This is a genomic window from Pseudomonas sp. SORGH_AS_0211 (assembly GCF_031453455.1).
GTDB lineage: Bacteria > Pseudomonadota > Gammaproteobacteria > Pseudomonadales > Pseudomonadaceae > Chryseomonas > Chryseomonas aestiva.
In genome coordinates, this window is record NZ_JAVIZV010000001.1 from 3932787 (window position 1) to 3957672 (window position 24886).

Consider the following 24886-nt stretch of genomic DNA (forward strand, 5'->3'; position numbering starts at 1 on the left):
GGCCATGGCCTGCCTGTTGGGCTTCGCTGCGCTCAACCCAACCTACGAATGAACTGCCGTAGGTTGGGTTGAGACAGCTCCATCGTCGAAGCCCAACGGCTGCGCGAATGTCGGACTTCGCTGCATCCAGCTCAGCCCGACGAGCCCTCAACCGATGGTCATCAGACTGGCATTGCCGCCGGCCGCTGCCGTGTTCACGCTCAAGGCGCGCTCGATGAGCAGGCGTTCCAGCGGAATGGCAGTCTCGCCACGGGCCAGGCCCTGGACGCCGACGATGGGGCCATTGCGCTTGGCCACCTGCTGGCAGACCTGGCGCAGCTGATCGGAATCGCCGTGGTGCAGGACCGCTTCGAAGGCGACTTCGTCCTTGCGCCAGTCAGCGGCAACCTGCACCCGCGAGCGCACGGCCTGCGGCAGGCGATTCAGGGTGGCCTTGTGGGCTTCCTCGATCAGGGCCGTGCTGCCCACCGCCATGACCGCCGCCAGTTGCAGCAGCAGATCGCCTTCGTCGGCCGCCAGGCACAGTACCCGGCTGCGCGGCAGCAGGCTGTAGCTGTTGCGCTCCCCGGTCGGGCCCGGCAGCAGACGGGTCAGACCGCTCAGGGACTCTTCGGCGAACCTCAGGCAGGCCTGTTCCAGCTCGCCCAAGCCCTGCTGCCTGGCCCAGTCGTGCAGGGCGCCCAGCGGATTGCCAGCCTGCTGACGCAGGGCGTCGCGCACCTGCCATTCGGTTTCGCCGGTGCTGCCCTTGGCCAGGGCCACGGCGGGATCGCCATCCGGACGCGTGCTGAGCAAGCGATAGAGGTAGAGCGGACCGCCCGCCTTGGGACCGGTGCCCGAGAGGCCTTCGCCGCCGAAGGGCTGCACCCCGACCACCGCGCCGACCATGTTGCGATTGACGTAGAGGTTGCCGGCATGGGCGCGCTCGATCACCTTGGCGATGGTCTCGTCGATGCGGGTGTGCACGCCAAAGGTCAGGCCGTAGCCGGTGGCGTTGATCTGGTCGATGACCTTGTCCAGGTCCTTGCGACCATAGCGCACCACGTGCAGCACCGGCCCGAAGACCTCGCGACCCAGTTCGGCCAGGCTCTCCAGCTCGATCAGGGTGGGCATGACGAAGGTGCCGCGGTGGATGGCATCGCCTTCAACACGACCGCCCTGGTGCACCCGGCGGCCTTTGCCTCTCAGGGTCTGGATATGCTTGTCGATGGTGGCCTTGGCCTCGCCGTCGATCACCGGGCCGATGTCGATGGCCAGATTCTCCGGGTTACCCAGGCGGCACTCCGCCATGGCGCCCTTGAGCATCTCCAGCACGCGATCGGCCACGTCGTCCTGCACGCAGAGCACGCGCAGGGCCGAGCAACGCTGACCGGCGCTGTCGAAGGCGGAAGCGACCACGTCGGTCACCACCTGCTCGGCCAGCGCCGAGGAGTCGACGATCATGGCGTTCTGGCCGCCGGTCTCGGCGATCAGCGGGATCGGCCGGCCCTGGGCATCCAGGCGCCCGGCGATGTTGCGCGCCAGGATCTGGGCCACCTCGGTGGAGCCGGTGAACATCACGCCCTTGACCCGTACATCGTTGACCAGGGCGGCGCCGATGGTGGAGCCCTCGCCCGGCAGCAGTTGCAGCACGCCCTCGGGGATGCCGGCTTCCAGCAACAGGCGCACGGCCTGGGCGGCGATCAGCGGCGTCTGCTCGGCCGGCTTGGCCAGCACGGTGTTGCCGGCGGCCAGGGCCGCGGCGATCTGACCGCTGAAGATGGCCAGGGGGAAGTTCCAGGGGCTGATGCAGACCACCGGACCCAGGGGGCGGTGGCTGTCGTTGGCGAAGTCACGCCGCACCAGGGCGGCGTAGTAGCGCAGGAAATCCACCGCCTCGCGCACCTCGGCGATGGCGTTGGCGTAGGTCTTGCCGGCTTCGCGCACCAAGAGGCCCATCAATGGCTGCAGCTGGGCCTCCATCAATTCGGCGGCGCGATCCAGGGCCGCGGCGCGCTGCTCGGGCGGGGTGGATTGCCAGATGGGGGCGGCGGCCAGGGCCTCTTCCAGGGCGATGTCGACATCGGCGCGGGTAGCGTTGCTGACCTGGCCGACGCGATCGCGGCGATCGGCCGGATTGAGCACCGGTTGCGGAATCGACGGCTCGCTGGTGCGACCCAGCAGCGGGCGGGCTTCCCAGGCAGTGTTGCCGCTGGCCAGCAGCGCGGCCGACAGCGAGCCCAGGCGGTGTTCGCTGGACAGGTCCAGACCGCTGGAATTGCAACGCTCGGCGTCGTACAGGGCGCTCGGGTGGGGAATGCGCGGATGCGGCAGGCCGATGGCGCCTTCGCTGGTGGACTGCTGCTCGATCTGCACCACCGGATCGGCCACCAGCTCGTCGAGGGAGATGGAATGGTCGGCGATGCGGTTGACGAAGGAGGTGTTGGCACCGTTCTCCAGGAGGCGGCGGACCAGGTAGGCCAGCAGCGTCTCGTGGGTGCCCACCGGGGCATAGATGCGGCACGGCCGCGCCAGCTTGCCGTCCTTGACGCTGCCTACCACCTGCTCGTACAGCGGCTCGCCCATGCCGTGCAGGCACTGGAATTCGTACTGGCCGGGGTAGTAGTTCTGCCCGCCAAGCTGGTAGATGGCGGCCAGGGTGTGGGCGTTGTGGGTGGCGAATTGCGGGTAGATGGCTTCCGGCGCGGCCAGCAGCTTGCGGGCACAGGCCAGGTAGGCCACGTCGGTGTAGACCTTGCGGGTATAGACCGGATAGCCCTCCAGGCCTTCCACCTGGGCGCGCTTGATCTCGCTGTCCCAGTAGGCGCCCTTGACCAGCCGGATCATCAGGCGGCGACGGCTGCGCCTGGCCAGGTCGATCAGGTAGTCGATCACCAGCGGGCAGCGCTTCTGGTAGGCCTGGATGACGAAGCCGATACCGTTCCAGCCGGCCAGTTGCGGCTCGAAGGACAGGCGCTCCAGCAGATCCAGGGAAATCTCCAGGCGATCGGCTTCCTCGGCGTCGATGTTCAGGCCGATGTCGTAGCGCTTGGCCAGCAGGGTCAGCTCCAGCAGGCGCGGATAGAGTTCGCTCATCACCCGGTCGTACTGGGCGCGGCTGTAGCGCGGATGCAGGGCCGAGAGCTTGATGGAGATGCCCGGGCCTTCGTAGATGCCGCGACCGTGGGAGGCCTTGCCGATGGAGTGGATGGCCTGCTCGTAGGAGGCCAGGTAGCGGCGCGCGTCGGCCTCGGTCAGGGCGGCCTCGCCCAGCATGTCGTAGCTGTAGCGGAAGCCCTTCGCCTCGAACTTGCTGGCGTTGGCCAGGGCCTCGGCGATGGTCTCGCCGGTGACGAACTGCTCGCCCATCAGGCGCATGGCCATGTCCACGCCCTTGCGGATCACCGGTTCGCCGCTCTTGCCGATGAGGCGATTGAGCGAGCTGGTGAGGCCAGCCTCGTTGTGGGTCGACACCAGGCGACCGGTCAGCAGCAGGCCCCAGGTGGCGGCATTGACGAACAGTGACGGGCTGTTGCCCAGGTGCGGCTGCCAGTTGCCGGTGCTGATCTTGTCGCGGATCAGGGCATCACGGGTGCCCTTGTCCGGAATGCGCAGCAGGGCTTCGGCCAGGCACATCAAGGCCACGCCTTCCTGGGAGGACAGCGAGAACTCGCGGAGCAGACTCTGCACCATTCCGGAGCGCCCGGTTGCACCCTTGGCGTTGCGCAGCTTCTCGGCGATGCGATGGGCCAGCTCGTGGGTCGCCTTGGCCTGGGCCGCGGGCAGGCGCGCCTGTTCCAGCAGCAGCGGCAACAGCTCTTCTTCCGGCCGGCGATAGGCGGCGGTGATGGCCGAGCGCAGGACGGACTGCGGCAGGATGCTTTCGGCGAACTCCAGGAAGGGCTGGTAGACCGGATCGGCCAGGGCCTCGACGGCTTCGTTGTCGCCTTCTGCCAGCCGCTGGGCGATGCCCTGCAGATCGGCCAGGGTCGCGCCACTTTCCAGGGTTTCCAGGTAGGTATAGATGGCCTGCTTGATCAGCCAGTGAGGCGTCCGATCAATGCGGCGCGCCGCTTCCTTGAGACGATCGCGAGTGGCTTCGTCGAGCTTTACGCCCAGGGTAGTGGTAGTGGCCATGCGCAGGTCCTCAAGCAAGAAGGCGTCGAAATTCGGCGCAGCTTAGCGCCGCTCGAAAGAAAAGTGCAACCAAGTGCAACCCATGAGGTTCTACCGTCGATCCGGTTGCACCAGCAGGCGGGTAACAGATCGCAAGACTATGCAGAGATCAGGCCAAGGGGTGCGACCAGGTTGAACCCCTGCCATAGGAGAGCCTGCCCGACGAGGAGAGATCGTTAGCCTGGCAAGTGTTACCTGGCTTCACACCAAGGCACTGGCTTCAGGCCAGGGACGGAAAATGCGGCAGCACGAATTCGCCCAGCTCCTGGACCACTTCGCTGGCCGGACGCCGCGAGGGCCGCAGGTTGAGGGCCAGGTGATTGACGCCCGCCTCCTGCAACTGGGCAAGGTAGTCCACCAGCGCTCGCCGTCCGCAGGACAGTCCGGCATGGATGGGCCGTGGCGGCTGGGCCGGATCGCTGGCCAGCTCGAAGAACAGCCCCTGGGCAAAGGGCTTGAACAGCTCGCGCCCACCGATCTCGTTCAGCGCCTCGCGCCAGACCCGTGTCAGGGCCGGGACATGCTCGGCGGGCACGAAGTAGTAGAACCAGCCATCGGCCTTGGCGGCGATCCAGTCCACCGTCTGCCGACTGCGTCCGGTCACCAGCGCCGGGATGCGGCCGTGCACCGGTTTGGGCACCAGATCGGCCAATCCCTGCAGATCGCCGAAACGGCGAAATTCACCCCGGGGAAAATTAGTCTCGCCGGCCAGCCGGAACATCTCGAAGGCATCGCGAAAGCGCTCGCCCCGCCGCTCGAATTCGCTTTCCAGGCCAAAGGCCGGGTATTCCACCGGACGATCGCCGGAGGCCACACCCAGCACCAGCCGACCATCGCTCAACTGGTCGACCGAGGCCGCCATCTTGGCCAGGTGCAGCGGATGGCGCAGGGTGATGACGGCGCTGCCGGTGGCCAGGGTCAGGTGCTGGGTGATGCCCGCCAGGTAGCCGAGATAGGTGAAGGGCTCGAACACCTGGCCGGCGTCGTTGAAGCCGGGATCGTAGAAGGGTACGTCGCGCGCCCAGAGCGCCGCGAAGCCCAGCTGGTCGGCCAGCCGCGCCAGGCGGGCATGGTCGCGCAGGGTCGGCATGGGATCGTCGGGATAGCCTTCCAGCGGCAGCAGAAAGCCCAGGGTCAGACGACCTGGCGCGAACAGTCGTGAAAAGCCCGGATGCTGCAGAAAGGCGCGGCGACGCTCCGTGGTGGACATGGGGATTCCTTGCCGGAGAGGGAAAGCGGATGACCTTTCTATGGAGTCTAGCGGCATTCCAGGGTTCGCCGGACAACCACTGATGGCGCGAGGCGTCGCTCATCCCCGCCAGGGGGCCGCACCTGCTGGCGACGAGGCCTCCAGCCGCCCTTCCCTGCCGGATCCAGGCCAGGGCCTCTCGATCCCCACCCTTTGGCCGCATCACTAAAGCATGACTAATAAAAAATAGCCTATTAGAAACAGCACCACTCGTTCCATTCAAACTTCCGGCCAAACATCCAACTCTTCAATAGCCCTGATGCCGGAGACTGGCAAACAGCAAAACCCCTCTTCAGGTCCCTATATAAATATTAGACTTACCATTATTTAAATGTTGTAAATACCAAACTTTTCCCCATGACCCTCGGCTAGAATCCGACGCCCTCAGCACTCCTCGAACCCCGGAACTTTCCGCCGAACGTTGGGAAATAGCCCCATGAAAATGAGCAACATGAGTGTTCGTACGAAGCTGTTTTCCGGCTTTACCGTCCTGATCATCCTGACCCTGGCTATCGCCTATACCGGTTGGAACGGCATCCAGGCCCTGGGCCGACGCGGCAACCTGATCGAACAGTTCACCCAGATCGGGCTACTCGCCCGCGACATGCGCAATGCCCGCAAGGACTTTGCGATCTTGCCGGAAGCGGACCAGGCCGGTCGCTGGAAAGGCGGCATCGATGCCCTCGAACAGCATTTGCAGGATGCCCGTCCGCTGTTCAAACGCCCGGAGAGCAAAGCGCTGCTGGCCCGTACCGAACAGACCCTCAAGGAATACCGTGACCTCTATCGGCAGACGCTGAAGGTGACCCAGGACCGCACCACCACGCTTCAGGACGTGCGCAACACGGGCGATATGCTGGACAAGCGGTTGCAGGAGGCGTCCGGCGCCCTGAACCGCGAAGGCGATCAGGCCAGCGCACCGCTGCCTTCCCTGCTGGCGGCGCTGCAGCAGCTGCGGATCCACCTGCACCTCTATGTACTCAAGTCAGCCGCCCCCCAGCAGGAGGCCCTGCAAGCGTCCCTGGACAGGGTCGGCGAGGTACTCAAGACCCTGCCCTCGACCCCGGAATTGCAGCAGCTGCCAGGGCTCCTTGACGAGTATCAGCGCCAGGTCCAACAGCTGTTCAGTATCCAGAAGGCGTACCAGGACGTTAATCAGGGCCTCTACCAGCATATCCAGGTGCTGCTCAAGACCTCCGACGAAATGAAGCAGATACAGAACCAGTTCCGCCTCGATGATATCCGCGAGGCCAAGCTGATGCTCTTTGGCGGGCTGCTGCTGGCGATACTGCTCAGCCTGATCGCGGCCTGGATCATCACCCGCTCCATCGTGACGCCGCTGCGCCAGACCCTGGCGACCGTGGAGCAGCTCGCTGCCGGCGACCTGACCGTGCAGATCGAGGTGGAGCGCAAGGACGAACTCGGTCAGCTGCAGGCGGCCATGCAGCTCATGATCGTCAATCTGAGCGACCTGGTCCGCGAGCAGAAGGATGGCGTCATCCAGGTCGCCAGTGCCGCCGAAGAACTCTCCGCCATCACCGAGCAGACGCGCGCTGGCGCCTCGGCACAGAAGATGGAAACCGAGCAGATCGCCACCGCCATGCAGCAGATGAGCGCCACCATCAATGAGGTGGCGCGCAATGCCGAACAGGCGTCGACGACCGCCCGCGAGGCCACCCTCAAGACCCGCGAGGGCGATGAGATGGTCAACCAGGTCGCCACCCAGATCCAGACCCTGGCCCAGGAAGTGGACAGCACCCAGGCCACCATGGAGTTGCTCAGGCAGGACGCCGACCGCATCGGCGGCGTGCTGGACGTGATCAAGGCGGTCGCCGAGCAGACCAATCTGCTGGCGCTCAACGCCGCCATCGAGGCCGCTCGCGCGGGTGAAGCGGGACGTGGCTTCGCCGTGGTCGCCGACGAGGTGCGCGGCCTGGCGCAGCGGACGCGCTCCTCCACCGACGAGATCGCCAGCCTCATCACCCGGCTGCACGGCAGCACCGACAAGATGAGCGCCGCCCTGGACCGCAATATCCAGCTGACCGGCGACAGCGTCGACCTGACCCGCCAGGCGGGCGTGGTCCTGGGCAGCGTCAGCAGTGCGGTGAGCGAGATCGAGGCCATGAACGAGCAGATCGCCACCGCGGTCGAGCAGCAGAGCGCGGCCGGTGAAAACATCAGCCGCAGCGTGGTCAAGGTCCACGAAGTCGCCGACCAGACCGCCGCCGCCACCGAGAAAACCGCCGGTTCCAGCACCGAACTGGCCAACCTGAGCCTGCAGCTGCAAGAGCTGACGTCGCGCTTCAGGGTCTGAGGCCTGGCCGGCTCCCGTTCCGCTGAGCTCCTGGCCGGCCTTTCACGGACATAAACCCCCGGACGTTGATGACCGGGGGGCTCATTCAGGCATGACGCCCAAGGGCGTCTTCCCCATGCACTTCGGCGACACTTCAACCAGGCGGAAGCCTGGAACGGAAGAATTCCTGTTATCGGTTTAAAACCAACCGCGAAGTTATGGCAGTAATAAAGCCTTCATCCTTACCAAAGTTCGTCAGTCTTTGGAGAAAGAGCATTCTCAATAGTCATAAACTTGAAACAAGAGCTCCACGACCTACGCTCTTTTGTTATCGGTTGAACGTTATCTCTTGTCTTAACAGGTAGTTCCACCTGGCGCTCAGGGTTTGTCACCGAACCCCTCGACAGTTCCTGCACAGGCCTTTCGACGTCACTACAGCGGCAAGGCCTGGCGTGTTGCCGAGTTCCTGGCAATGGACGCCTTCCCAGCGCCGCTGCTGCTCAACCCTGGTCGTCGTTCAGGCGATCCGTCCGTACCTGCAATCGCGGCCAGCGCTCCAGCCAGCCTTTGGTCGCGAGCCGCTGGCGAAAGGCTTCAGGCCGGGGCCGCCAGGGATTGGGCGTGAGATGCAGGGCCAGAAGCCCTTCCTGGGCGAAGGGACTGACGACTTCGAGCGCACCTTGGGCGGTCAGGCGCGCGGCTAGGGCAGACTCTACCTCGACCCAAAAACGCATGGCATCCAGGCTATAGCCATAGGGCGCATCGTCATTGCGAAGGTGCATGGCGGCCTGATTGCGTACCAACCAAGGCCAATTTGGCGCTCGCTGCAACAGCAGCGCTTCGATCTCCCTATCCCGCTCGGGTCGACAGTCGGTCGCGTCGAAATAGATGACATCCAGATCCGCCAGCGGCGTCGATTCGGCATGGCCATGCAGGCGATCCCAGACCAGGTTGCGCACGAAGCCTGCAGCCAGCCAGGCGTCGGGCAGTTGTAGTCCAGCGAGGATGGCAAGTAGGTGGCAGCGAACCGGATCTTCACCCAGCCAGGTAACGATGCGTTGCATGGCTATCCTCCCGAATCGAGAGGACAGCCTACCCTGCTCAGGCCACCGAGGCGATGCGGTTGCCGGCGCTGGCCTTCTCGACCTTGATGGCGACGAACTTGGAAGTGGGCGTGAAGCTGCCCTCGCCGTAGCTCTCCAGGGGCACCAGCGGATTGGTCTCCGGGTAGTAGCCGGCGGCCTGGCCGACCGGGATGTCGAACGGCAGCGCGGTGAAGCCGCGGACCCGGCGCTCGATGCCGTCGTCCCACAGGGCGACCAGATCCACCTTCTCGCCGGCGGCCACGCCCAGCCGATCCAGATCGGCCTGGTTGACGAAGACCACGTCGCGCTGGCCCTTCACGCCGCGATAGCGGTCGTCCAGGCTGTAGATGGTGGTGTTGTACTGGTCGTGGGATCTCATGGTCTGCAGGATCAGATCCGGCTTCACGCCCTGGCGGCGGACCGCGTCCGGCAGCAGGTCATGCAGCAGCGCATTGGCGGCGAAATTGGCCTTGCCGGTGGCGGTGTTCCACTCCCGGCGCCCGGCCTTGTTGCCCAGGTAGAAGCCCCCTGGCGCGGCCAGCCGGGCATTGAAGTCCTGGAAGCCGGGGATGACGTCGGCGATCAGGTCGCGGATGCGGTCGTAGTCCTCGATCAGCCAGTCCCAGTCCACCGGATGGTTGCCCAGCACGGCCTTGGCCAGCCCGGCGACGATGGCCGGCTCGGACTTCATCTGCGCCGACAGCGGCCGCAGGATGCCGGCCGAGGCATGCACCATGCTGAAGCTGTCTTCCACGGTGATGGCCTGCTTGCCGCCCTTCTGCACGTCCGTCTCGGTACGACCCAGGCAGGGCAGGATCAGCGCCTGCTGCCCGGTCACCAGGTGGCTGCGGTTGAGCTTGGTGGCGATGTGCACGGTCAGCCGGCACTTGCGCAGCGCCTTGTGGGTGCGCGGAGTGTCCGGAGTGGCCTGGGCGAAGTTGCCGCCCAGGGCGATGAAGACCTTGGCCTGCCCCTGTTCCATGGCGGCGATGGCCTCCACGGTATTGTGGCCGCGGTTGCGCGGCGGCTCGAAGGCGAAGCGCTTGGCCAGGGCGTCGCTGAGCCAGGCCGGGGCCTTCTCGTCGATGCCCATGGTGCGATCACCCTGGACGTTGCTGTGGCCGCGCACCGGACAGAGACCGGCGCCAGGCTTGCCGATCTGGCCGCAGAGCAGCTGCAGATTGGCGATCTCCTGCACCGTGGCCACCGAATGGCGGTGCTGGGTGATGCCCATGGCCCAGCAGATGATGACCTTCTCGGCCCGGGCATACATGCGCGCGGCCTGCTCGATCTCGTGCAGCGACAGCCCCGACTGACGCTCGATCAGCTCCCAGGAGGTGGCGTCGACCTGGGCCAGGTAGTCGTCCATGCCGAGGGTATGGGCGGCGATGAATTCATGGTCGAAGACGCGCTTGCCACCCTTGGCGGCGGCCTCGCGCTCCCACTGCAGGAGGTACTTGGCGATGCCGCGCAGCGCCGCCATGTCACCGCCCAGGGCCGGACGGAAATAGGCGGTGTTGGTCGGCCGCGAGTCGTTGGTGAGCATCTCCAGCGGATTCTGCGGATGCTGGAAGCGCTCCAGGCCACGCTCCTTGAGCGGGTTGAAGCAGACCACCTGGGCACCGCGCTTCACCGCGTTGCGCAGGGTCTCGATCATGCGCGGATGGTTGGTGCCGGGATTCTGGCCGATGACGAAGATGGCATCGGCCTCGTCCAGGTCGTGATAGGTCACGGTGCCCTTGCCGACGCCGATGCTGCGACCCAGGCCGACGCCACTGGCCTCGTGGCACATGTTCGAGCAGTCGGGGAAATTGTTGGTGCCATAGGCGCGCACGAACAGCTGGTAGAGGAAGGCCGCCTCGTTGCTGGCGCGACCCGAGGTGTAGAACTCGGCCTCGTCGGGGCTGGCCAGGGCCTTGAGCTCCTTGGCGATCAGCGCGAAGGCGGCGTCCCAGGCGATGGGCACATAGCGATCGGTGGCGGCGTCATAGCGCAGCGGCTCGGTCAGCCGGCCCTGGTATTCGAGCCAGTAGTCACTCTGTTCCTGCAGCGAGGTCACGCTGTGGCGAGCGAAGAAGGCCGCATCGACACGGCGTTTGGTGGCTTCCCAGTTGACCGCCTTGGCGCCGTTCTCGCAGAACTTCACCAGGCCGTTTTCCGGCGCCTCGCCCCAGGCACAGCCCGGGCAGTCGAAACCGTGGTCCTGGTTGGTCTTGAGCAGCGTCCGCAGATTCTTGAAGGCGTTGCCGCTGTCGAGCCAGAAGTGCACCACGCTCTTCAGGGCGCCCCAGCCGGCGGCGGGGCCTTGATAGGGTTTGAAGGACTGCTGAGGTTTGTTCATGGCGATACCTGTGGGATCAAGGGGCAACGGGCGCCGGGGCATAGACCCGCGGTGGGGACCGGTGCGGCAGGTGGATCAGATTGAGACGATGGCGGCGCGCCCATTCCACGGCGAGACCGGTGGGCGCCGACAGGGTGATGAGGGTGGCGAGCCCGGCACGCACCGCCTTGTGGATGAGTTCGAGACTGCAGCGACTGGTGACCACCACGCAGCCCTCGCGCACCGGCTGGCGCTGGCGCAGCAGGGCGCCGATGAGCTTGTCCAGGGCGTTGTGGCGGCCGATGTCTTCGCGGCACAGGGTCAGTTCACCCTGACCGTCGATGAACAGCGCGGCATGTACCGCCCCGCTGCGTTGACCAAGATCCTGGGCAGCATCGATCCGCTGGCGCAGGTCGTGCAGATGAGCGGCCGGGGGCAGCCGCACCTTGCGCAGTCGATCCAGCTGCGGCAGCGCCTGTTCCAGCGCCTCGACCCCACACAGGCCGCAACCACTGGTCCCGGCCAGCTGGCGGCGCTGCTGCTTGAGCGCCCAGAAGGTGCGGCTGCTGATCTCGACGTCGACATTGAGGGCCTCGCCCACGCGCCGCACCTGGATGCCATAGATGTCGTCGATGGCATCGACGATACCCGCGCTGAGGCTGAAACCGACCACGTAGTCTTCCACGTCGGCCGGGGTCGCCATCATCACCGCATGGCTGATGCCGTTGTAGGCGATGGCCAGCGCCACCTCTTCGGCCAGCGGCTGTTCGCCTCGCGCGGCAGGCTGCTCCAGCTCGGCGAAGGCATAGCCAGCGGGGGGCGCGGCAACGAGGTCTGGCGATTCCTGGGACATGGGCGAAAACGACCTGCGGCGGTTTGACACAGATCAAAGATTAACCAGCACATCCCGGGGCGTCTAATCGCTATGACCGATGCCTTGATAAACGCTATCTATCACTCTCGGCGTAGAGCGCCTTGACCGCCTGGAAGCAGGCATCGGCGACCGCCAGTCGGGGTTCGGTCCGACGAATGAGCAGGCCCAGGGGCGTCAGGGTACGGGCCGTGTCGATGGGAATCAGCCGGGCATGGGGTGTAAGACGATCGAAGCCGCCGGCCAGGGGTACCACGGCGCAGCACAGACCGGCATTGACCGCCTGCAGGAGCAGATAGACCGCATCGGTCTCCAGCACCGGCTGCGGCGTCAGGCCCAGGCTGCGAAAGCCGTGGTCCACCGACTGGCGAAAATGCATGGCGCCGGTCAGCAGGCCGAGCGGCAATCCGGCCACCGCCTGCCAGTCCAGCGCGGCCTGGTCGAAGCTGAAATGCCGCTCGTCATAGAGCAGGCCCATGCGCGTCTCGGTCAGGGTCAGGCTGTCGAAGCGCGCCGGGTCCAGGTGCTCCAGGTAGGAGATGCCCAGCTCCAGGCGATTGCTGGCCACGGCTTCGAGGATGCGCTCGGTGCTCAGCACCTGCAGCTGGAAATGCAGCTTGGGGTGCAGCAGGCGCAGGTGCTGCAGCAGCGGCATGGGATCGAAGCTGGCCAGCGGCACCAGGCCGACCCGCAGCGTACCTACCAGTTGCCCCTGGAAGGCCTGCGCCTCGGCATAGAGGCCGTCGTGGGCGGCCATCAGGGTACGCGCCCAGGCGAGGATGCGCTGACCGGCCTCGGTGAAGCCCTCGAAGCGCTGCCCGCGGCGCACCAGCTCCACCCCCAGCTCGTCTTCAAGGCCACGCAGGCGCATGGACAGCGTTGGCTGGGTGACGTGACAGCGCGCCGCGGCCTGGCCGAAGTGCCGCGTCTCGTCCAGGGCGATAAGAAAGCGCAGTTGCTTGATGTCCACGGATTACCTCCAGGCGCTCTGCCCCCTCTCCCGCCGGGAGAGGGCCGGGGTGAGGGTCGCCAGGACTGCAACAGTCGTCACTGCGGCAGCAGCTCGCGATAATCCCGCACCGCCTCGAATTCCTCGCTGTCCTTGGGTCCGCGCCGACTGTCCGGCTCGTGGATCGCCAGCAGGTGGGCAACCCCGTAGTCGCGGGCGCTGCGCAGGATCGGCAGGTTGTCGTCGATGAACAGGGTGCGCGCCGGATCGAAGGCGAAGTCGGCCTGCAGGGCGTGCCAGAACTGCTGTTCTTCCTTGGGGAAGCCATAGTCGTGGGAGCTGATCAGCCGGTCGAAATAGGGCGCCAGCTCGATGCGCTCCAGCTTCAGCGACAGGGAATCGCGGTGGGCGTTGGTGATCAGCGCCACCTTCTTGCCGGCGCGCTGCAGGGCGGCCAGGAAGGTGTCGGCATCCGGACGCAGGGCGATCAGGTGGGCGATCTCCTCCTTGAGCTCGCGCATGGAAAAACCCAGCTCGGCGCTCCAGAAGTCCAGGCAATACCAGGTCAGCTTGCCCTGGTGGCTGAAAAACAGCGGCTCCAGCTCGGCCTTGGCCAGCGCCAGGGACTGGCCGTGGCGCTCGGCATAGCGCTGCGGCAGGTACTCCAGCCAGAAATGGTTGTCGAAATGCAGATCGAGCAGGGTGCCGTCCATGTCCAGCAACACGGTATCGATACGGCTCCAGTCGAGAGGGGTCATGGTGACTCCGGATCATGTAACAGGCGGGTTATCATACCCGTCCGCCCAGCCCAGGAGCCGTCCATGCGCCAGAAACCCACTGTTCTCGCCCGACAGATCGTGGCCAAGAGCCGCCTGTTCACCGTCGAGGAGATGCAGTTGCGCTTCGCCAATGGCGAGGAGCGCACCTATGAGCGCCTGGCCAACAAGGGCACCGGCCACGGTGCGGTGATGGTGGTGGCCCTGCAGGACGCCACCCGCGCCCTGCTCATCGAGGAATATTGCGGTGGCGTGGAAGACTACGAACTGTCGCTGCCCAAGGGCCTGGTGGAACCGGGCGAAGAGATCCTCGACGCCGCCAATCGCGAACTCAAGGAAGAGGCCGGTTTCGGCGCCCATCAGCTGGAATACCTCACCGCGCTGTCGCTGAGCCCGGGCTACATGAGTCAGCGCATCCATGTGGTGCTGGCGCGCGACCTCTATCCGGAGCGCCTGCCGGGCGATGAACCCGAGCCGCTCGAGGTCAGCAGCGTCGACCTGCGCGAGCTGTCGCAGCTGGTGCAGAATCCGCGCTTTTCCGAAGGCCGCGCCCTGGCCGCCCTCTATCTGGTGCGCGACCTGCTCACCCAACGCGGAGAATTGCCGGCATGATGGCGCCCGTTTCCATTACCGCCCCCCTGGTGCTCAACGTCATCGACCTGGTGCGCCAGGCCGGCGCGGCCATCCTGCCCCATTGGCGGCAGGGCGTGGCGGTGCGGCAGAAGAGCGACGACTCGCCGGTGACCGCCGCCGACCTCGCCGCCCACCGGGTACTGGCCGACGGCCTGGCGCGGCTGACCCCGGACGTCCCGGTGCTGTCGGAAGAAGCCTGTGACATCCCCTTCGCGGCGCGCAGCGCCTGGGACGTCTGGTGGGTGGTCGATCCCCTGGACGGCACCAAGGAATTCATCGACGGCAGCGAGGAGTTCACCGTCAACGTGGCCCTGGTCGAACGTGGCCAGGTGATCTTCGGCGTGGTCGGCATCCCCACCCGTGACGTCTGCTTCAGCGGCGGCCGGGAACTGGGCGCTTTCCGCATCCAGGGTGAAGACGGCATCGAGATCGGCGTGCGCGTCCAGCCGGAAGACGCCTTCACCGTGGTCGCCAGCCGCCGCCACGGCAGTCCGGCGCAGGAACGCCTGCTGGACGGACTGAACACCCTGGTAGGCGAACCCAAGCGGGTCAGCGTCGGCAGCTCGCTCAAGTTCTGTCTCCTGGCCGAAGGCCTGGCCGACTTCTATCCCCGACTCGCCCCCACTTCCCAGTGGGATACCGCCGCCGCCCAGGGCGTGCTGGAAGGCGCCGGCGGCGAGGTGCTGACCCTGGACGGCCAGCCCCTCACCTACGAGATGCGCGAGTCCTTCCTCAACCCGCACTTCCTCGCCCTGCCCCGCGAGGCCGCCTGGCGGCAGCAGGTGCTGGAGCTGGCCGGATCCTTGGGCGACGCCTGAGCCGTCAGGCCACGACCCTGGCCAGTTCCGGCACATCGCCGGACAGGCCCAGGGCGCGGCGGACGAACAGCGCCTTGGCTTCGAAGTGGCGATCGACCTGTTTGAGCGCGGCGTTGCGCAGCCAGCGCAGCGGCAGGCGGTCGTCCTGGAACAGCCGCTGGAAGCCTTCCATCGCCGCCATCATCGCCAGGTTGTGCGGCATGCGGCGGCGCTCGTAGCGTTCCAGCACCCGCTGTTCGGCGATGGATTCACCGCGCGCCTGGGCATGGCGCAACTCCTCGGCCAGTACCGCGGCATCGAGAAAGCCCAGGTTGACGCCCTGCCCGGCCAGCGGGTGGATGACGTGGGCGGCATCGCCGATCAGCGCCAGACCGGGTTCCACATAGCGCTTGGCATGGCGCTGGCGCAACGGGATGCACAGCCGCGTGTCGCTGCATTCCACCTTGCCCAGGCGCTGCTCGAAGGCCTCGCCCAGGGCCTGGCAGAAGGCCGCGTCGTCCAGGGCCATCAGCCGCTCGCCCTGCTTGGGCGTGCAGGACCAGACGATGGAGCACCAGCGGGTATCGCCACCGCGGTCCAGCGGCAGGAAGGCCAGCGGGCCGTCGTCGGTGAATCTCTGCCAGGCGGTGCGCTGGTGCGATTCGGCGCAGCGCACGCTGGTGACGATGGCATGGTGCAGATAGTCCCACTCGCGGGTTTCCAGACCGGCCAGGCGGCGTACGGCGGAGGTGGCGCCATCGGCGGCCACCACCAGCGGGGCGCGGATCTGGCGGTCGCCAGCCAGTTGCACCAGCCACTGGTCGCCGGAGCGGCGCAGCAATTCCAGGCGCGCTTCGGGCAGGAGCAGGACGTTGGCCTCGGCCAGGCGTTCGAGCAGGGCGTCCTGCACCACGCGATTCTCGACGATATGGCCAAGCACCTCGGCATGCACGCTGGCGGCATCGAAATGCACGGCGCCGGTGCCAGAGCCGTCCCAGACGTGCATGGCCTGGTAGGGACTGACGCGGCGTGCGAGGATGCCGTCCCAGGCGCCGAGGCGTTGCAGGATGCGTTGACTGGCCAGCGACAGGGCGCTGACCCGGGGTTCGAAGGGCAGGTCGCTTTCGACCGCGCCCGGCGTGAGCGGGCCGCGATCGAGCAGCACCACCGACAGGCCGCTGTCGGCCAGAGCCAGGGCCAGGGCGCTGCCGACCATGCCGGCACCGACGATCACCAGATCCGCATGGGTCAGCATGCTCGTTTCTCCTCGCAGGTCAGGGACGGGTACCCAGGCCCATGGCCTGGCGGGCGAAGGCACTCTTGGCCGGCGGGCACAGCTCCAGGCCGACCAGGCCCAGGTTGCGTCCGGCACTGAGCCAGGGCCGGCTGTTGGAGAACAGCCGGGTGATACGGTCGGAAAAGCCGATGGTCAGCTGCTGGTCCAGGCGCTGGCGCTGCAGGTAGTCCTGCAGGGTGGCGAAATCGCCGGGCACCGCGGCGCTCTCCAGCAGGCACTCGGCCAGACTGTCGACATCGCGCAGGGACAGGTTGAAGCCCTGGCCGGCGATGGGGTGCAGGCTGTGGGCGGCATTGCCCAGGACCACCAGGTGCGGGCGGACCTGCTCATTGGCTTCCAGCAGGGTCAACGGATAGGCATGGCGGGTACCGACCTGGGTGAAGCTGCCGAGGCGATAGCCCACCGCCTGCTGCAATTCGGTGAGAAAGACGGCGTCGGGCGCCTGTTGCAGTCGCAGCGCCTCGGCATCCGGCTGGGTCCAGACCAGGGCGCTGCGCTGACCCGGCAGGGGCAGCAGCGCCAGGGGGCCGTGCGGGGTGAAGCGCTCGAAGGCGCGACCACCATGACCCAGATTGGTCGAGACGTTGGCGATCAGCGCGGTCTGCTCATAGACCGTCCGCCGCACCTCGATGCCGAGGGACTCGCGCAGCGCCGAGCGGCCGCCGTCGGCCAGTACCGCCAGGCCGCATTCGAGGATGTCGCCATCATCCAGCTCCAGGCGATAGCCATCGGCGATGGCGGTGAGCGTGCGCACCTCCGCCGGGCAGCGCCATTCCACCACCTCGCGATCCAGGGCCTGCCAGAGCACCTGGCCGATCCAGGCGTTCTCCACCACATAGCCCAGCGCCGGCAAATTCTCGTCGCGGGCGAGCAGCTGGGTCACGCCGAAGCGGCCCTGATCGGAGACCTGGATCTTGCGGATCGCCTCGGCATGCTCGGCCAGGGCGTCCCAGACGCCGAGGCGCTGGTAGATCAGCCGCGAGCCGTAGGACAGCGCCGAGGAGCGGGCATCGTAGCTGGGCTGATAGGTGTCGCCGGGGGCGAAGGGCTCCACCAGCAGGATGCGCCAGCCGCGCGCCTTGGCGCCGGCCTGCAGGGCCAGGGCCAGACTGGCACCCACCAGGCCGCCACCGATGATGGCGATATCAGGACGTTGCATGAGCGTTCTCCCGGCGGTCGCGCGCGGCCGCCATCAAGCCTTCGATCTCCGCGGCCGCCTTGGGCAGGCCGGCGGTCAGCACCTCGCAACCACTGCGCGTCACCAGCACCTCGTCCTCGATGCGGATACCCAGGCCGCGCCATTTGCGCGGCACCTCGGCCTCCACCGGGATATACAGTCCGGGCTCCACGGTCAGCACCATGCCCGGCTCCAGCATCCGCCACTGATCGCCGATGCGGTATTCGCCGACGTCATGGACATCCAGCCCCAGCCAGTGGCCGGCGCGGTGCATGTAGAACTGCCGACAGGCGCCCGTCTCGATCAGCTCGTCCAGCTCGCCCTGGAGCAGACCCAGCGCCAACAGCCCCTCGGTGATCACCCTGACCGTGGCTTCGTGGGGTTCGTTCCAGTGCCGCCCGGGCGCCACGCAGGCAATGGCGGCCTGGTTGGCGGCCAGCACGATGTCGTACAGCTGCCGCTGCTCCGGCGAGAAGCGGCCATTGACCGGAAAGGTGCGGGTCACGTCGCTGGCATAGCATTCCAGTTCGCACCCGGCATCGATCAGCACCAGGTCGCCGTCGCGCAGGGGCGCGTCGTTGGCCTGGTAGTGCATGACGCAGGCATTGGCCCCGGCGGCGACGATGGAGCCATAGGCCGCCAGTCGGGCACCCCCCTGGCGGAAGCAGTAGTCCAGTTCCGCCTCCAGGTGATACTCGCGCAGCCCCGGCCGGCAGGCCTGCATGGCGCGCAGGTGGGCCGCACCGGTCAATTCGGCGGCGGCCTTGAGCAGGCGCACCTCGGCGGCCGACTTGTACAGCCGGCTGTCGTGCAGCAGGGTATCCAGCGCCAGCAGCTCCCGCGGCGGCGAGGCGCCCTGGTCGGCCTTGGCGCGGATCAGTTCGATCCAGTTGAGCAGTTGCCGCTCGAATTCCGGATGGGCACCCATGGCGTAGTAGACCCGCTCGCGGCCTTCCAGCAGGCCGGGCAGGATGTCGTCGAGATCGCCGATGGGAAAGGCATCGTCCGCGCCATAGTCGGCCAGCGCCCCTTCCTGACCGACGCGCCGGCCTTCCCAGCGCTCCAGCTCCGCGTCCCGCTCGCGGCAGAACAGCAGGTATTCACCGTGGGCCCGGCCGGGAATCAGCACGGCCAGGGCCTCGGGCTCGGGAAATCCGGTGAGGTACTGGAAGTCGCTGTCCTGGCGATAGGGCTGCTCGATGTCGCGATTGCGCAGGCACACCGGCGCGGCGGGCAGCAGGGCGATGCCGCCGTGGCCGATCTCGGCCATCAGGGCGCGGCGGCGACGGGCGAATTCGGCCTTGTGGATCCGCGGCATGGCCGCTCAGTGCACCACGGGCGCAGGTTCGGGGGTGGGGCCGCGCCCGTATTCGCCGTACAGCAGCAGCGGCGCCACACGCAGGTATTCGGTGACTTCCATGAAGTCGTTCTCGCCCTCTTCGCCTTCCTCGGCGGGTTCCTGAATCTGAGCGATGGCCGCCAGGTCCTCGAGCACCTCGCGCGCCTCGCCCGAGACCTCGCCGGTACGCCCGGACAGTCCGAAACCGGCCAGGAAACCCTGGCACCACTGGCCCAGGGCAGCGGTGCGCTCGGCGAGCGACACCTCGTCCGGCGGCAGCATCAGCACCAGGGCCACCTGCTGGCCGGCGAATTCCTGCTGCACCATGCCCAACAGACCCGACAGCGCCGCCTGCAGACGCTCGCCAGGCGCGCCACCGAGCAGCTCGCTGGCCGCGGCCAGCCAGTCGTTCTCGTCGAAGCCCGCGCCCCCACAGACCCGCCCGAGCAGGTGACCGTGGAGTTCGGCGGGCGAGACCGGCAAAGCGGCCTCGGCGAGCAGGGTGGAGAAGGCGGCGTAGGCGGATGCTGAGCTGGACATGGCGTCGAGGGGAGGCGCTGGCTAGAATGAAGCCTTATCCTACGCGCTGACCCCGCCGGCGGCCAATCTCGTTGCACCCTTCTGGAGCTGTAGCCCTCATGCGCGAGTCTCGCGACACGCCCCTCGACGCCGATCTGGAAGCCCTCGGTGACCGTGTGGAGCGCCTGCTCCTGCGTCTTGAGGAATTGCAGCGGCAGAATCGACAACTGCGCCAGGGCGAGCGCAACTGGCGCCAGGAGCGTGCCGAGTTGATCGAAAAGAACGAATTGGCCAGATCGAAGGTCGAAGCGATGATTTTACGCCTGAAAGCTTTGGAGCAGGACTCATGAGCATCGAGACCGTGACCGTCCAGATAATGGAAAAGGAATATCGCATCAGCTGCCCGGCTGACGAGCGCGCCAACCTGGAGAGCACCGCTCGCTACCTGGACGGCAAGATGCGCGAGATCCGCGGCAGCGGCAAGGTCATCGGCGCCGACCGCGTGGCCGTGATGGCCGCCCTCAACATCACCCACGAACTGCTGCACCGCCAGGACGACGTCAGCCTGGAAGTCAGCAGCACTCGCGAGCGGGTACGCGACCTGCTGGATCGCGTCGATCGGGCGCTGATCACCGAACACGACACCACCGCCTGACCGCCAGCCGTGGATCGGCAGGGGGGTTTGCATCCCGGCTCAGGGGCGTATACTGGAGGTCACTCTCTGGTGTGTGCGCCAGTCGGTCATGTCCCCGAGCCGATAAGCAACACCCCGGGGGTTGCTCGTAAGGCTGGTGTGCATGTCCGCTACGGCGGAAAGCCTAAAGGTCTACGACTTCTCCCACCTTGAACCAAGGGTTCAAGGGCTACACCGGCAGCGGCATTCCGGAGAGCTCATTTTTTTCCATGACCATCCCGCCTTCTCCCGATCTCAGCAGGCCCGCGCTGCGCAAGCTTCTTCGCCAGCGACGTCGCGCCCTCACCCCCGTCCAGCAACGCCAGGCCGCCCGCCAGCTCTATCGGCAACTCGCCCAGCATCCGCTATTTCGCCGCGCCCGACATATCGCCTTCTATCTGCCCAGCGATGGCGAGATCGATCCGCGTCCACTGCTCGAAGAAGCCCAGCGCCGCGGCAAGGCCACCTATCTGCCCGTGCTCTCGCGGTGGCCGCGGACGGCGATGATCTTTCAGCGCGTCGGTCACGGCGAATCCTGGGTGCGCAATCGCTTCGGTATCGCCGAGCCGCGCCCGGATCGGCGCCTGAGTCGGCCGACCTGGGCCCTGGGGCTGATCCTGATGCCGCTGGTGGGCTTTGATCCCCAGGGCGGACGCCTGGGCATGGGCAAAGGCTTCTATGACCGCAACCTGGCCTACCTGGCGCGCCGGCGGCAATGGCACAGTCCGCAGCTGATCGGCTGCGCCCATGAATGTCAGAAGGTGGAGCGACTGGCACTGGCAGCCTGGGACGTGCCCATGGCGGCCGTGGTGAGCGATGGCGACTGGTACGCTCAGCGGATGGGAGAGACTTCCCGCGTCGGCTGAACGTCGCTGGCATAGCGGGCGTACTGCTGCTGGCTCTGGTGCTGTTCCCAGAAACTCTGGGTGTACCCGGTGGTGACCACGCCCAGGGTAAAGATCAAGACCAGCACCCATAACAGATCAGGTTTGCGTTTCATCGAGCTGGGCCACCCCCTTGCTGGCACCTTTGGGCAGGACAGGACGTCGCCCTGTTATGCTCAGCGCGTACGATCAGACTACATCCGGAATGGGCGGCATTCTGCGACAAGCGGTCGCCCCTTGCAATCGACCAGACCCTTTCCTGGAAGCTCCCGAGCCTCCATTCGTCAGGAGACGAACCGTGGCCTGCTGGCTGTTGAAATCCGAGCCCGATGAGTTCTCGCTAGCCGACCTGGAACACCTGGGCCAGGCGCGCTGGGACGGGGTACGCAATTACCAGGCGCGTAACTTCCTGCGCGCCATGGCACCCGACGAGCTGTTCTTCTTTCATCATTCGAGTTGCGCCGAACCGGGCATCGCCGGCATCGGCCGCATCGTCGGCGCGGCCTTCGCGGACCCCACCGCCCTGGACCCCGAAAGCCCCTACCATGCGCCCAGGGCCAGCGCCGAGAACAATCCCTGGACGGCGCGCCAGGTCGCCTTCGTCGAGGCCTTTCCGCGAGTGCTGACCCTGCCGCGCCTGCGCCAGTTGCCGGAGCTCGCCGACTTCGCCCTGCTGCGCAAGGGCAACCGCCTCTCGGTGATGCCGGTCAGCCCGGCGGAGTGGACGGCGATCGTCGCCGCGGCGCGCGGCTGAGCGCCGGCCTCAGGGCTGGATGATCAGGTTGTTGAACAGCAGGTCCTCCACCAGCGGCTTGCCCTCCTCCTGGGTGAGCACGCTCTGCACCTGCTTGAGCGCCTCCTGGCGCAGTTTCTCGCGGGCTTCCACGCCGGCCAGGGTCTCGTCGGTCTGCTGGGCGAAGAGCATCACCAGCTGGTTGCGGATCAGTGGCTCGTGAAACTCCACCTTATCCTTGGCTTCCTTGCCGGTCATCATCAGGGCGATGTCGGCCTTGTAGTACTTGAGCTTGGGCCCGCTGCCATAGTTGCCGACCAGCGCCGGGGTCAGGTTGTAGAATTCGGTCTTGGGTGCCTCCCCTTCCTTCTTCTCTTCGTTCGCCCAGGCACCGAAGGCCAGGCAGAAGGACAGCAAAACGGCAGCGACGGCTTTCACGGCGAATCCTCTAGAGGTGAATGGCTGCAGCATAGCCAGCGGGATTCAAGGGGTCACCTCGAACCTGAGGGTTCCGATCACCTGGCCGACGTCCGTCACCACTTGCACCTGCCAACGGCCGGTCACGTCGCCGGGGAAGTTCTGCTTGTGGGTCCAGGCGCGATAACCCGCCTCGCGACCGCCGCTGATATCCAGCGGAATCCGATCCACCTCCTGACCGGCATGGCGCCAGACATGGTAGATGCGCTCGTTCAGGCCGCGCGGTGCGTTGATGGCGGTAAAGGCATAGAGCCCCTGGGTGCGCAGCTGGGCGCTGCTCAGGCTCTTCACCGCATCGCCGGGCTGGCGCTTGAGGCTGTCAAAGTTGGTGCTCATGCCCATGTCGGTCAGCCACAGGGTGGCCGGCGGCACCCAGGCGCGGCCCAGCCAGCCGAAGGCACCAATGGCCAGGCACAGACCCAGCAATCCCAGCCAGCGCCAGCCCAGGCGTACCCGGAAGGCCACCGCCAGACTGGGAAAGGACAGCAGCACGGCGACGCCCAGGGCCAGTTCGTAGCTCTGGGTGGTGGTCAGGTGCAGGATGATCGGCAGGGCGGTGAGCAGCACCGCGAACAGCGTCAGGGTGTGGTAGCTGAGGAATACCCAGCGCCGCGGCGCCAGCGCCTTGTAGTAGAGCGGATCGATGATGGAGACCAGGGCGGCCGCGCCGATCAGCCCGGTGAACAGCGCCTGACCGCTGTTCCAGGCCGTGGTGATGGCAAAGAACGGCAGGCAGAAGAACAGGCTTTCCTGGTGGATCAACTGGGTGGCGTAGCGCAGCAGCGGTGGCGGCAATTCCCAGCCGAAACGCCGGCTGACCCAGCCCCGCAGCACGTTTTCCAGCATCAGCCAGACCCAGCTCGCCAGCATGATCACCGCCATCACCGGAGCGAAGCCCTTCTGCCGGTCCACCAGCAGGAAACTGCAGATCCCCGAAATGAAGCCGGCCAGGGCGATCAGCCGCGGATAGCGTTCGAACAGGGCGGTGGCCAGGTTCAGGGCGCGGGAGGACAGGACTTTCCAGGCAGGCATGACGACTCGTGAAAACGGCAGCAAAGACGCGCCACCCTAGGCGCGCAACCCGTACAGATCAAGGGGGAATCCTGGCGCTCGCTGCCACAGGGCGGAAAAGCCTATGCAGGCTGTAATATCATTGTAATATTCGAAAACGAACCTGGAATGTTCGTTTTCGATTAATACTTATAACAATACCGAGGCTCCCATGCTTGGAATCTTCGCCCCCGCGGCCCATCGCACGCCGCTGCCCGCCGATCGCATCGATCCCGTCTACCGCCGTCTCCGCTGGCAGATCTTCGCCGGGATCTTTATCGGCTACGCCGGCTACTACCTGTTGCGCAAGAACTTCTCGCTGGCCATGCCCTACCTGGTGGAGCAAGGCTACAGCCGGGGTGAACTGGGCGTGGCGCTGTCCGCGGTGGCCATCGCCTACGGCCTGTCCAAGTTCCTCATGGGACTGGTCTCTGACCGCTCCAATCCGCGCTATTTCCTGCCCTTCGGGCTGGTGATGTCGGCGCTGGTGATGCTGCTGTTCGGATTCGCACCCTGGGCCACCTCCAGTGTCAGCATCATGTTCGTCCTGCTGTTCCTCAACGGCTGGTTCCAGGGCATGGGCTGGCCGCCCAGCGGTCGCACCATGGTGCACTGGTGGTCGCAGAAGGAGCGTGGCGGGGTGGTCTCGGTGTGGAACGTCGCCCACAACGTCGGCGGCGGCCTGATCGGCCCGCTGTTCCTGCTCGGCCTGGCCTGGTTCAACGACTGGCACGCCGCCTTCTATGTCCCGGCCGTGGTGGCCCTGGCGGTGGCGGTCTTCGCCTTCATCGCCATGCGCGACACCCCGCAGTCCTGCGGCCTGCCATCGGTGGAACACTGGAAACAGGACTTTCCCGAGGGCTACAGCGAAGGTCACGAACGCGAATTTTCCACCAAGGAGATCTTCGTCGAGTACGTGCTGAAGAATCGCCTGCTCTGGTACATCGCCTTTGCCAACGTCTTCGTCTACCTGCTGCGCTATGGCGTGCTGGACTGGGCCCCCACCTACCTCAAGGAAGCCAAGCACTTCTCGGTGGACAAGACCTCCTGGGCCTACTTCTTCTACGAATGGGCCGGCATTCCCGGAACCCTGCTCTGCGGCTGGCTCTCGGACAAGCTGTTCCGCGGCAACCGCGGCGCCACCGGCGTGGTGTTCATGCTCGGCGTGCTGGTCGCCACCCTGGTCTACTGGCTCAACCCGGAAGGCAATCCCGGCATCGACCTGGCGGCCCTGGTATCCATCGGCTTCCTGATCTACGGGCCGGTGATGCTGATCGGCCTGCAGGCGCTGGAGCTGGTACCCAAGAAGGCCGCCGGCACCGCCGCGGGCTTCACCGGGCTGTTCGGCTACCTGGGAGGCTCGGTCGCGGCCAACGCCCTGGTCGGCTACACCGTGGACCACTTCGGCTGGGATGGCGGCTTCATGCTGCTGATCGGCTCCTGCGTCCTGGCCATCGTCTTCCTGGCGATGACCCTGAGACACACCGGCATGGTGGCCAAGTCGGCGCGCTGAGCCTGGAAAGGATCCCCGTAGCGTGGATGACGGCGTAGCCTCATCCACCGGGGCTCAAGGTGGAAAACGCTGCGCGGTTTTCCACCCTACGGACGT

22 protein-coding genes, 1 other RNA gene and 1 pseudogene are annotated in these 24886 nt (G+C 66.3%); 10 read left to right on the forward strand and 14 right to left on the reverse strand.

All coding sequences use genetic code 11. The features are described from left to right. Positions 1-147: 147 nt before the first annotated feature. The gene (gene putA / locus QE393_RS18235; protein ID WP_310044950.1) at positions 148-4116 is read right to left on the reverse strand and encodes a trifunctional transcriptional regulator/proline dehydrogenase/L-glutamate gamma-semialdehyde dehydrogenase; all 3969 of its coding nucleotides are present in this window, start codon (positions 4114-4116) and stop codon (positions 148-150) included. 259 nt (positions 4117-4375) lie between these two features. Then, the gene (locus QE393_RS18240) at positions 4376-5365 is read right to left on the reverse strand and encodes an LLM class oxidoreductase (protein ID WP_273806837.1); all 990 of its coding nucleotides are present in this window, start codon (positions 5363-5365) and stop codon (positions 4376-4378) included. A 490-nt stretch (positions 5366-5855) separates the two neighbouring features. Between QE393_RS18240 and QE393_RS22635 the strand changes: the two are divergent. Together QE393_RS22635 and QE393_RS22640 are read left to right on the forward strand one after the other, a co-directional pair. Beyond that, positions 5856-6860 (forward strand): annotated as a pseudogene (locus QE393_RS22635) (methyl-accepting chemotaxis protein); the annotation flags it as partial. A gap of 144 nt (positions 6861-7004) precedes the next feature. Continuing rightward, complete coding sequence (locus QE393_RS22640) at positions 7005-7718, forward strand: methyl-accepting chemotaxis protein (RefSeq protein WP_405046309.1); 714 nt, start codon at positions 7005-7007, stop codon at positions 7716-7718. Between the two features lie 479 nt (positions 7719-8197). Here QE393_RS22640 and QE393_RS18250 read toward each other — a convergent pair whose 3' ends face one another. The 5 genes from QE393_RS18250 to yrfG form a co-directional block, all read right to left on the reverse strand. After that, on the reverse strand, positions 8198-8761 hold the full coding sequence (locus tag QE393_RS18250) for a nucleotidyltransferase family protein (RefSeq protein ID WP_310044956.1): 564 nt from the start codon (positions 8759-8761) through the stop codon (positions 8198-8200). A gap of 37 nt (positions 8762-8798) precedes the next feature. Further along, complete coding sequence (locus QE393_RS18255) at positions 8799-11123, reverse strand: FdhF/YdeP family oxidoreductase (RefSeq protein WP_310044957.1); 2325 nt, start codon at positions 11121-11123, stop codon at positions 8799-8801. A 16-nt stretch (positions 11124-11139) separates the two neighbouring features. After that, entirely contained in the window at positions 11140-11955 is an 816-nt protein-coding gene (gene fdhD / locus QE393_RS18260) for a formate dehydrogenase accessory sulfurtransferase FdhD (protein ID WP_273806844.1), read from the reverse strand. A gap of 94 nt (positions 11956-12049) precedes the next feature. Then, complete coding sequence (locus QE393_RS18265; RefSeq protein WP_273806845.1) at positions 12050-12943, reverse strand: LysR family transcriptional regulator; 894 nt, start codon at positions 12941-12943, stop codon at positions 12050-12052. A gap of 77 nt (positions 12944-13020) precedes the next feature. Then, positions 13021-13680: a GMP/IMP nucleotidase gene (yrfG, locus tag QE393_RS18270; protein ID WP_273806846.1), complete on the reverse strand. Its 660-nt coding sequence runs from the start codon at positions 13678-13680 to the stop codon at positions 13021-13023. A gap of 63 nt (positions 13681-13743) precedes the next feature. Here yrfG and nudE point away from each other — a divergent pair, with 63 nt between their 5' ends. Next, positions 13744-14310, forward strand: a complete 567-nt coding sequence (gene nudE / locus QE393_RS18275) for an ADP compounds hydrolase NudE (RefSeq protein ID WP_059316538.1) — start codon at positions 13744-13746, stop codon at positions 14308-14310. Next, a complete protein-coding gene (gene cysQ, locus QE393_RS18280) occupies positions 14307-15149 on the forward strand; it encodes a 3'(2'),5'-bisphosphate nucleotidase CysQ (RefSeq protein WP_310044961.1) in 843 nt (280 codons plus the stop codon). The genes nudE and cysQ overlap by 4 nt, the downstream gene beginning before the upstream one ends. A gap of 4 nt (positions 15150-15153) precedes the next feature. On the opposite strand, the gene QE393_RS18285 is transcribed toward cysQ, so the two are convergent. From QE393_RS18285 to QE393_RS18300, 4 genes are read right to left on the reverse strand one after another with little or no spacing between them, the layout of a single operon-like run. Continuing rightward, positions 15154-16383: a 2-octaprenyl-3-methyl-6-methoxy-1,4-benzoquinol hydroxylase gene (locus QE393_RS18285; protein WP_273806849.1), complete on the reverse strand. Its 1230-nt coding sequence runs from the start codon at positions 16381-16383 to the stop codon at positions 15154-15156. A 19-nt stretch (positions 16384-16402) separates the two neighbouring features. Then, positions 16403-17584, reverse strand: coding sequence for a 2-octaprenyl-6-methoxyphenyl hydroxylase (ubiH, locus tag QE393_RS18290; RefSeq protein ID WP_310044963.1), 1182 nt, complete (start codon positions 17582-17584; stop codon positions 16403-16405). Beyond that, positions 17571-18920, reverse strand: a complete 1350-nt coding sequence (gene pepP / locus QE393_RS18295; RefSeq protein WP_273806851.1) for a Xaa-Pro aminopeptidase — start codon at positions 18918-18920, stop codon at positions 17571-17573. Before pepP ends, ubiH begins: the two co-directional genes overlap by 14 nt. Before the next feature lie 6 nt (positions 18921-18926). Further along, positions 18927-19481: a UPF0149 family protein gene (locus QE393_RS18300; RefSeq protein ID WP_273806852.1), complete on the reverse strand. Its 555-nt coding sequence runs from the start codon at positions 19479-19481 to the stop codon at positions 18927-18929. A gap of 98 nt (positions 19482-19579) precedes the next feature. Here QE393_RS18300 and QE393_RS18305 point away from each other — a divergent pair, with 98 nt between their 5' ends. The 4 genes from QE393_RS18305 to QE393_RS18320 all read left to right on the forward strand — a co-directional run bounded on the left by QE393_RS18305 (position 19580) and on the right by QE393_RS18320 (position 20999). After that, entirely contained in the window at positions 19580-19810 is a 231-nt protein-coding gene (locus QE393_RS18305; protein ID WP_007161334.1) for a TIGR02449 family protein, read from the forward strand. Beyond that, positions 19807-20115, forward strand: coding sequence for a cell division protein ZapA (locus QE393_RS18310; RefSeq protein WP_133860477.1), 309 nt, complete (start codon positions 19807-19809; stop codon positions 20113-20115). The genes QE393_RS18305 and QE393_RS18310 overlap by 4 nt, the downstream gene beginning before the upstream one ends. Positions 20116-20175: 60 nt before the next feature. Continuing rightward, positions 20176-20353: non-coding RNA, 6S RNA (gene ssrS / locus QE393_RS18315), on the forward strand. Between the two features lie 16 nt (positions 20354-20369). Then, positions 20370-20999 carry a 5-formyltetrahydrofolate cyclo-ligase gene (locus tag QE393_RS18320; RefSeq protein WP_273806954.1) on the forward strand — a complete coding sequence of 210 codons (630 nt, stop codon included), beginning with the start codon at positions 20370-20372 and terminating at the stop codon, positions 20997-20999. Here QE393_RS18320 and QE393_RS18325 read toward each other — a convergent pair. Beyond that, positions 20966-21133: a hypothetical protein gene (locus QE393_RS18325; RefSeq protein WP_166655883.1), complete on the reverse strand. Its 168-nt coding sequence runs from the start codon at positions 21131-21133 to the stop codon at positions 20966-20968. The genes QE393_RS18320 and QE393_RS18325 overlap by 34 nt on opposite strands. 182 nt (positions 21134-21315) lie before the next feature. Here QE393_RS18325 and QE393_RS18330 point away from each other — a divergent pair, with 182 nt between their 5' ends. Further along, positions 21316-21771 carry an EVE domain-containing protein gene (locus tag QE393_RS18330; protein ID WP_273806853.1) on the forward strand — a complete coding sequence of 152 codons (456 nt, stop codon included), beginning with the start codon at positions 21316-21318 and terminating at the stop codon, positions 21769-21771. 9 nt (positions 21772-21780) lie between these two features. Here QE393_RS18330 and QE393_RS18335 read toward each other — a convergent pair whose 3' ends face one another. Together QE393_RS18335 and QE393_RS18340 are read right to left on the reverse strand one after the other, a co-directional pair. Beyond that, positions 21781-22188, reverse strand: a complete 408-nt coding sequence (locus tag QE393_RS18335; protein WP_273806854.1) for a flagellar basal body-associated protein FliL — start codon at positions 22186-22188, stop codon at positions 21781-21783. Positions 22189-22233: 45 nt separating this feature from the next. Continuing rightward, positions 22234-23259, reverse strand: coding sequence for a DUF5924 family protein (locus QE393_RS18340; protein ID WP_273806855.1), 1026 nt, complete (start codon positions 23257-23259; stop codon positions 22234-22236). Positions 23260-23449: 190 nt separating this feature from the next. Between QE393_RS18340 and glpT the strand changes: the two genes are divergently transcribed. After that, complete coding sequence (gene glpT / locus QE393_RS18345; protein WP_310044967.1) at positions 23450-24790, forward strand: glycerol-3-phosphate transporter; 1341 nt, start codon at positions 23450-23452, stop codon at positions 24788-24790. The last annotated feature ends 96 nt before the right edge of the window (positions 24791-24886 follow it).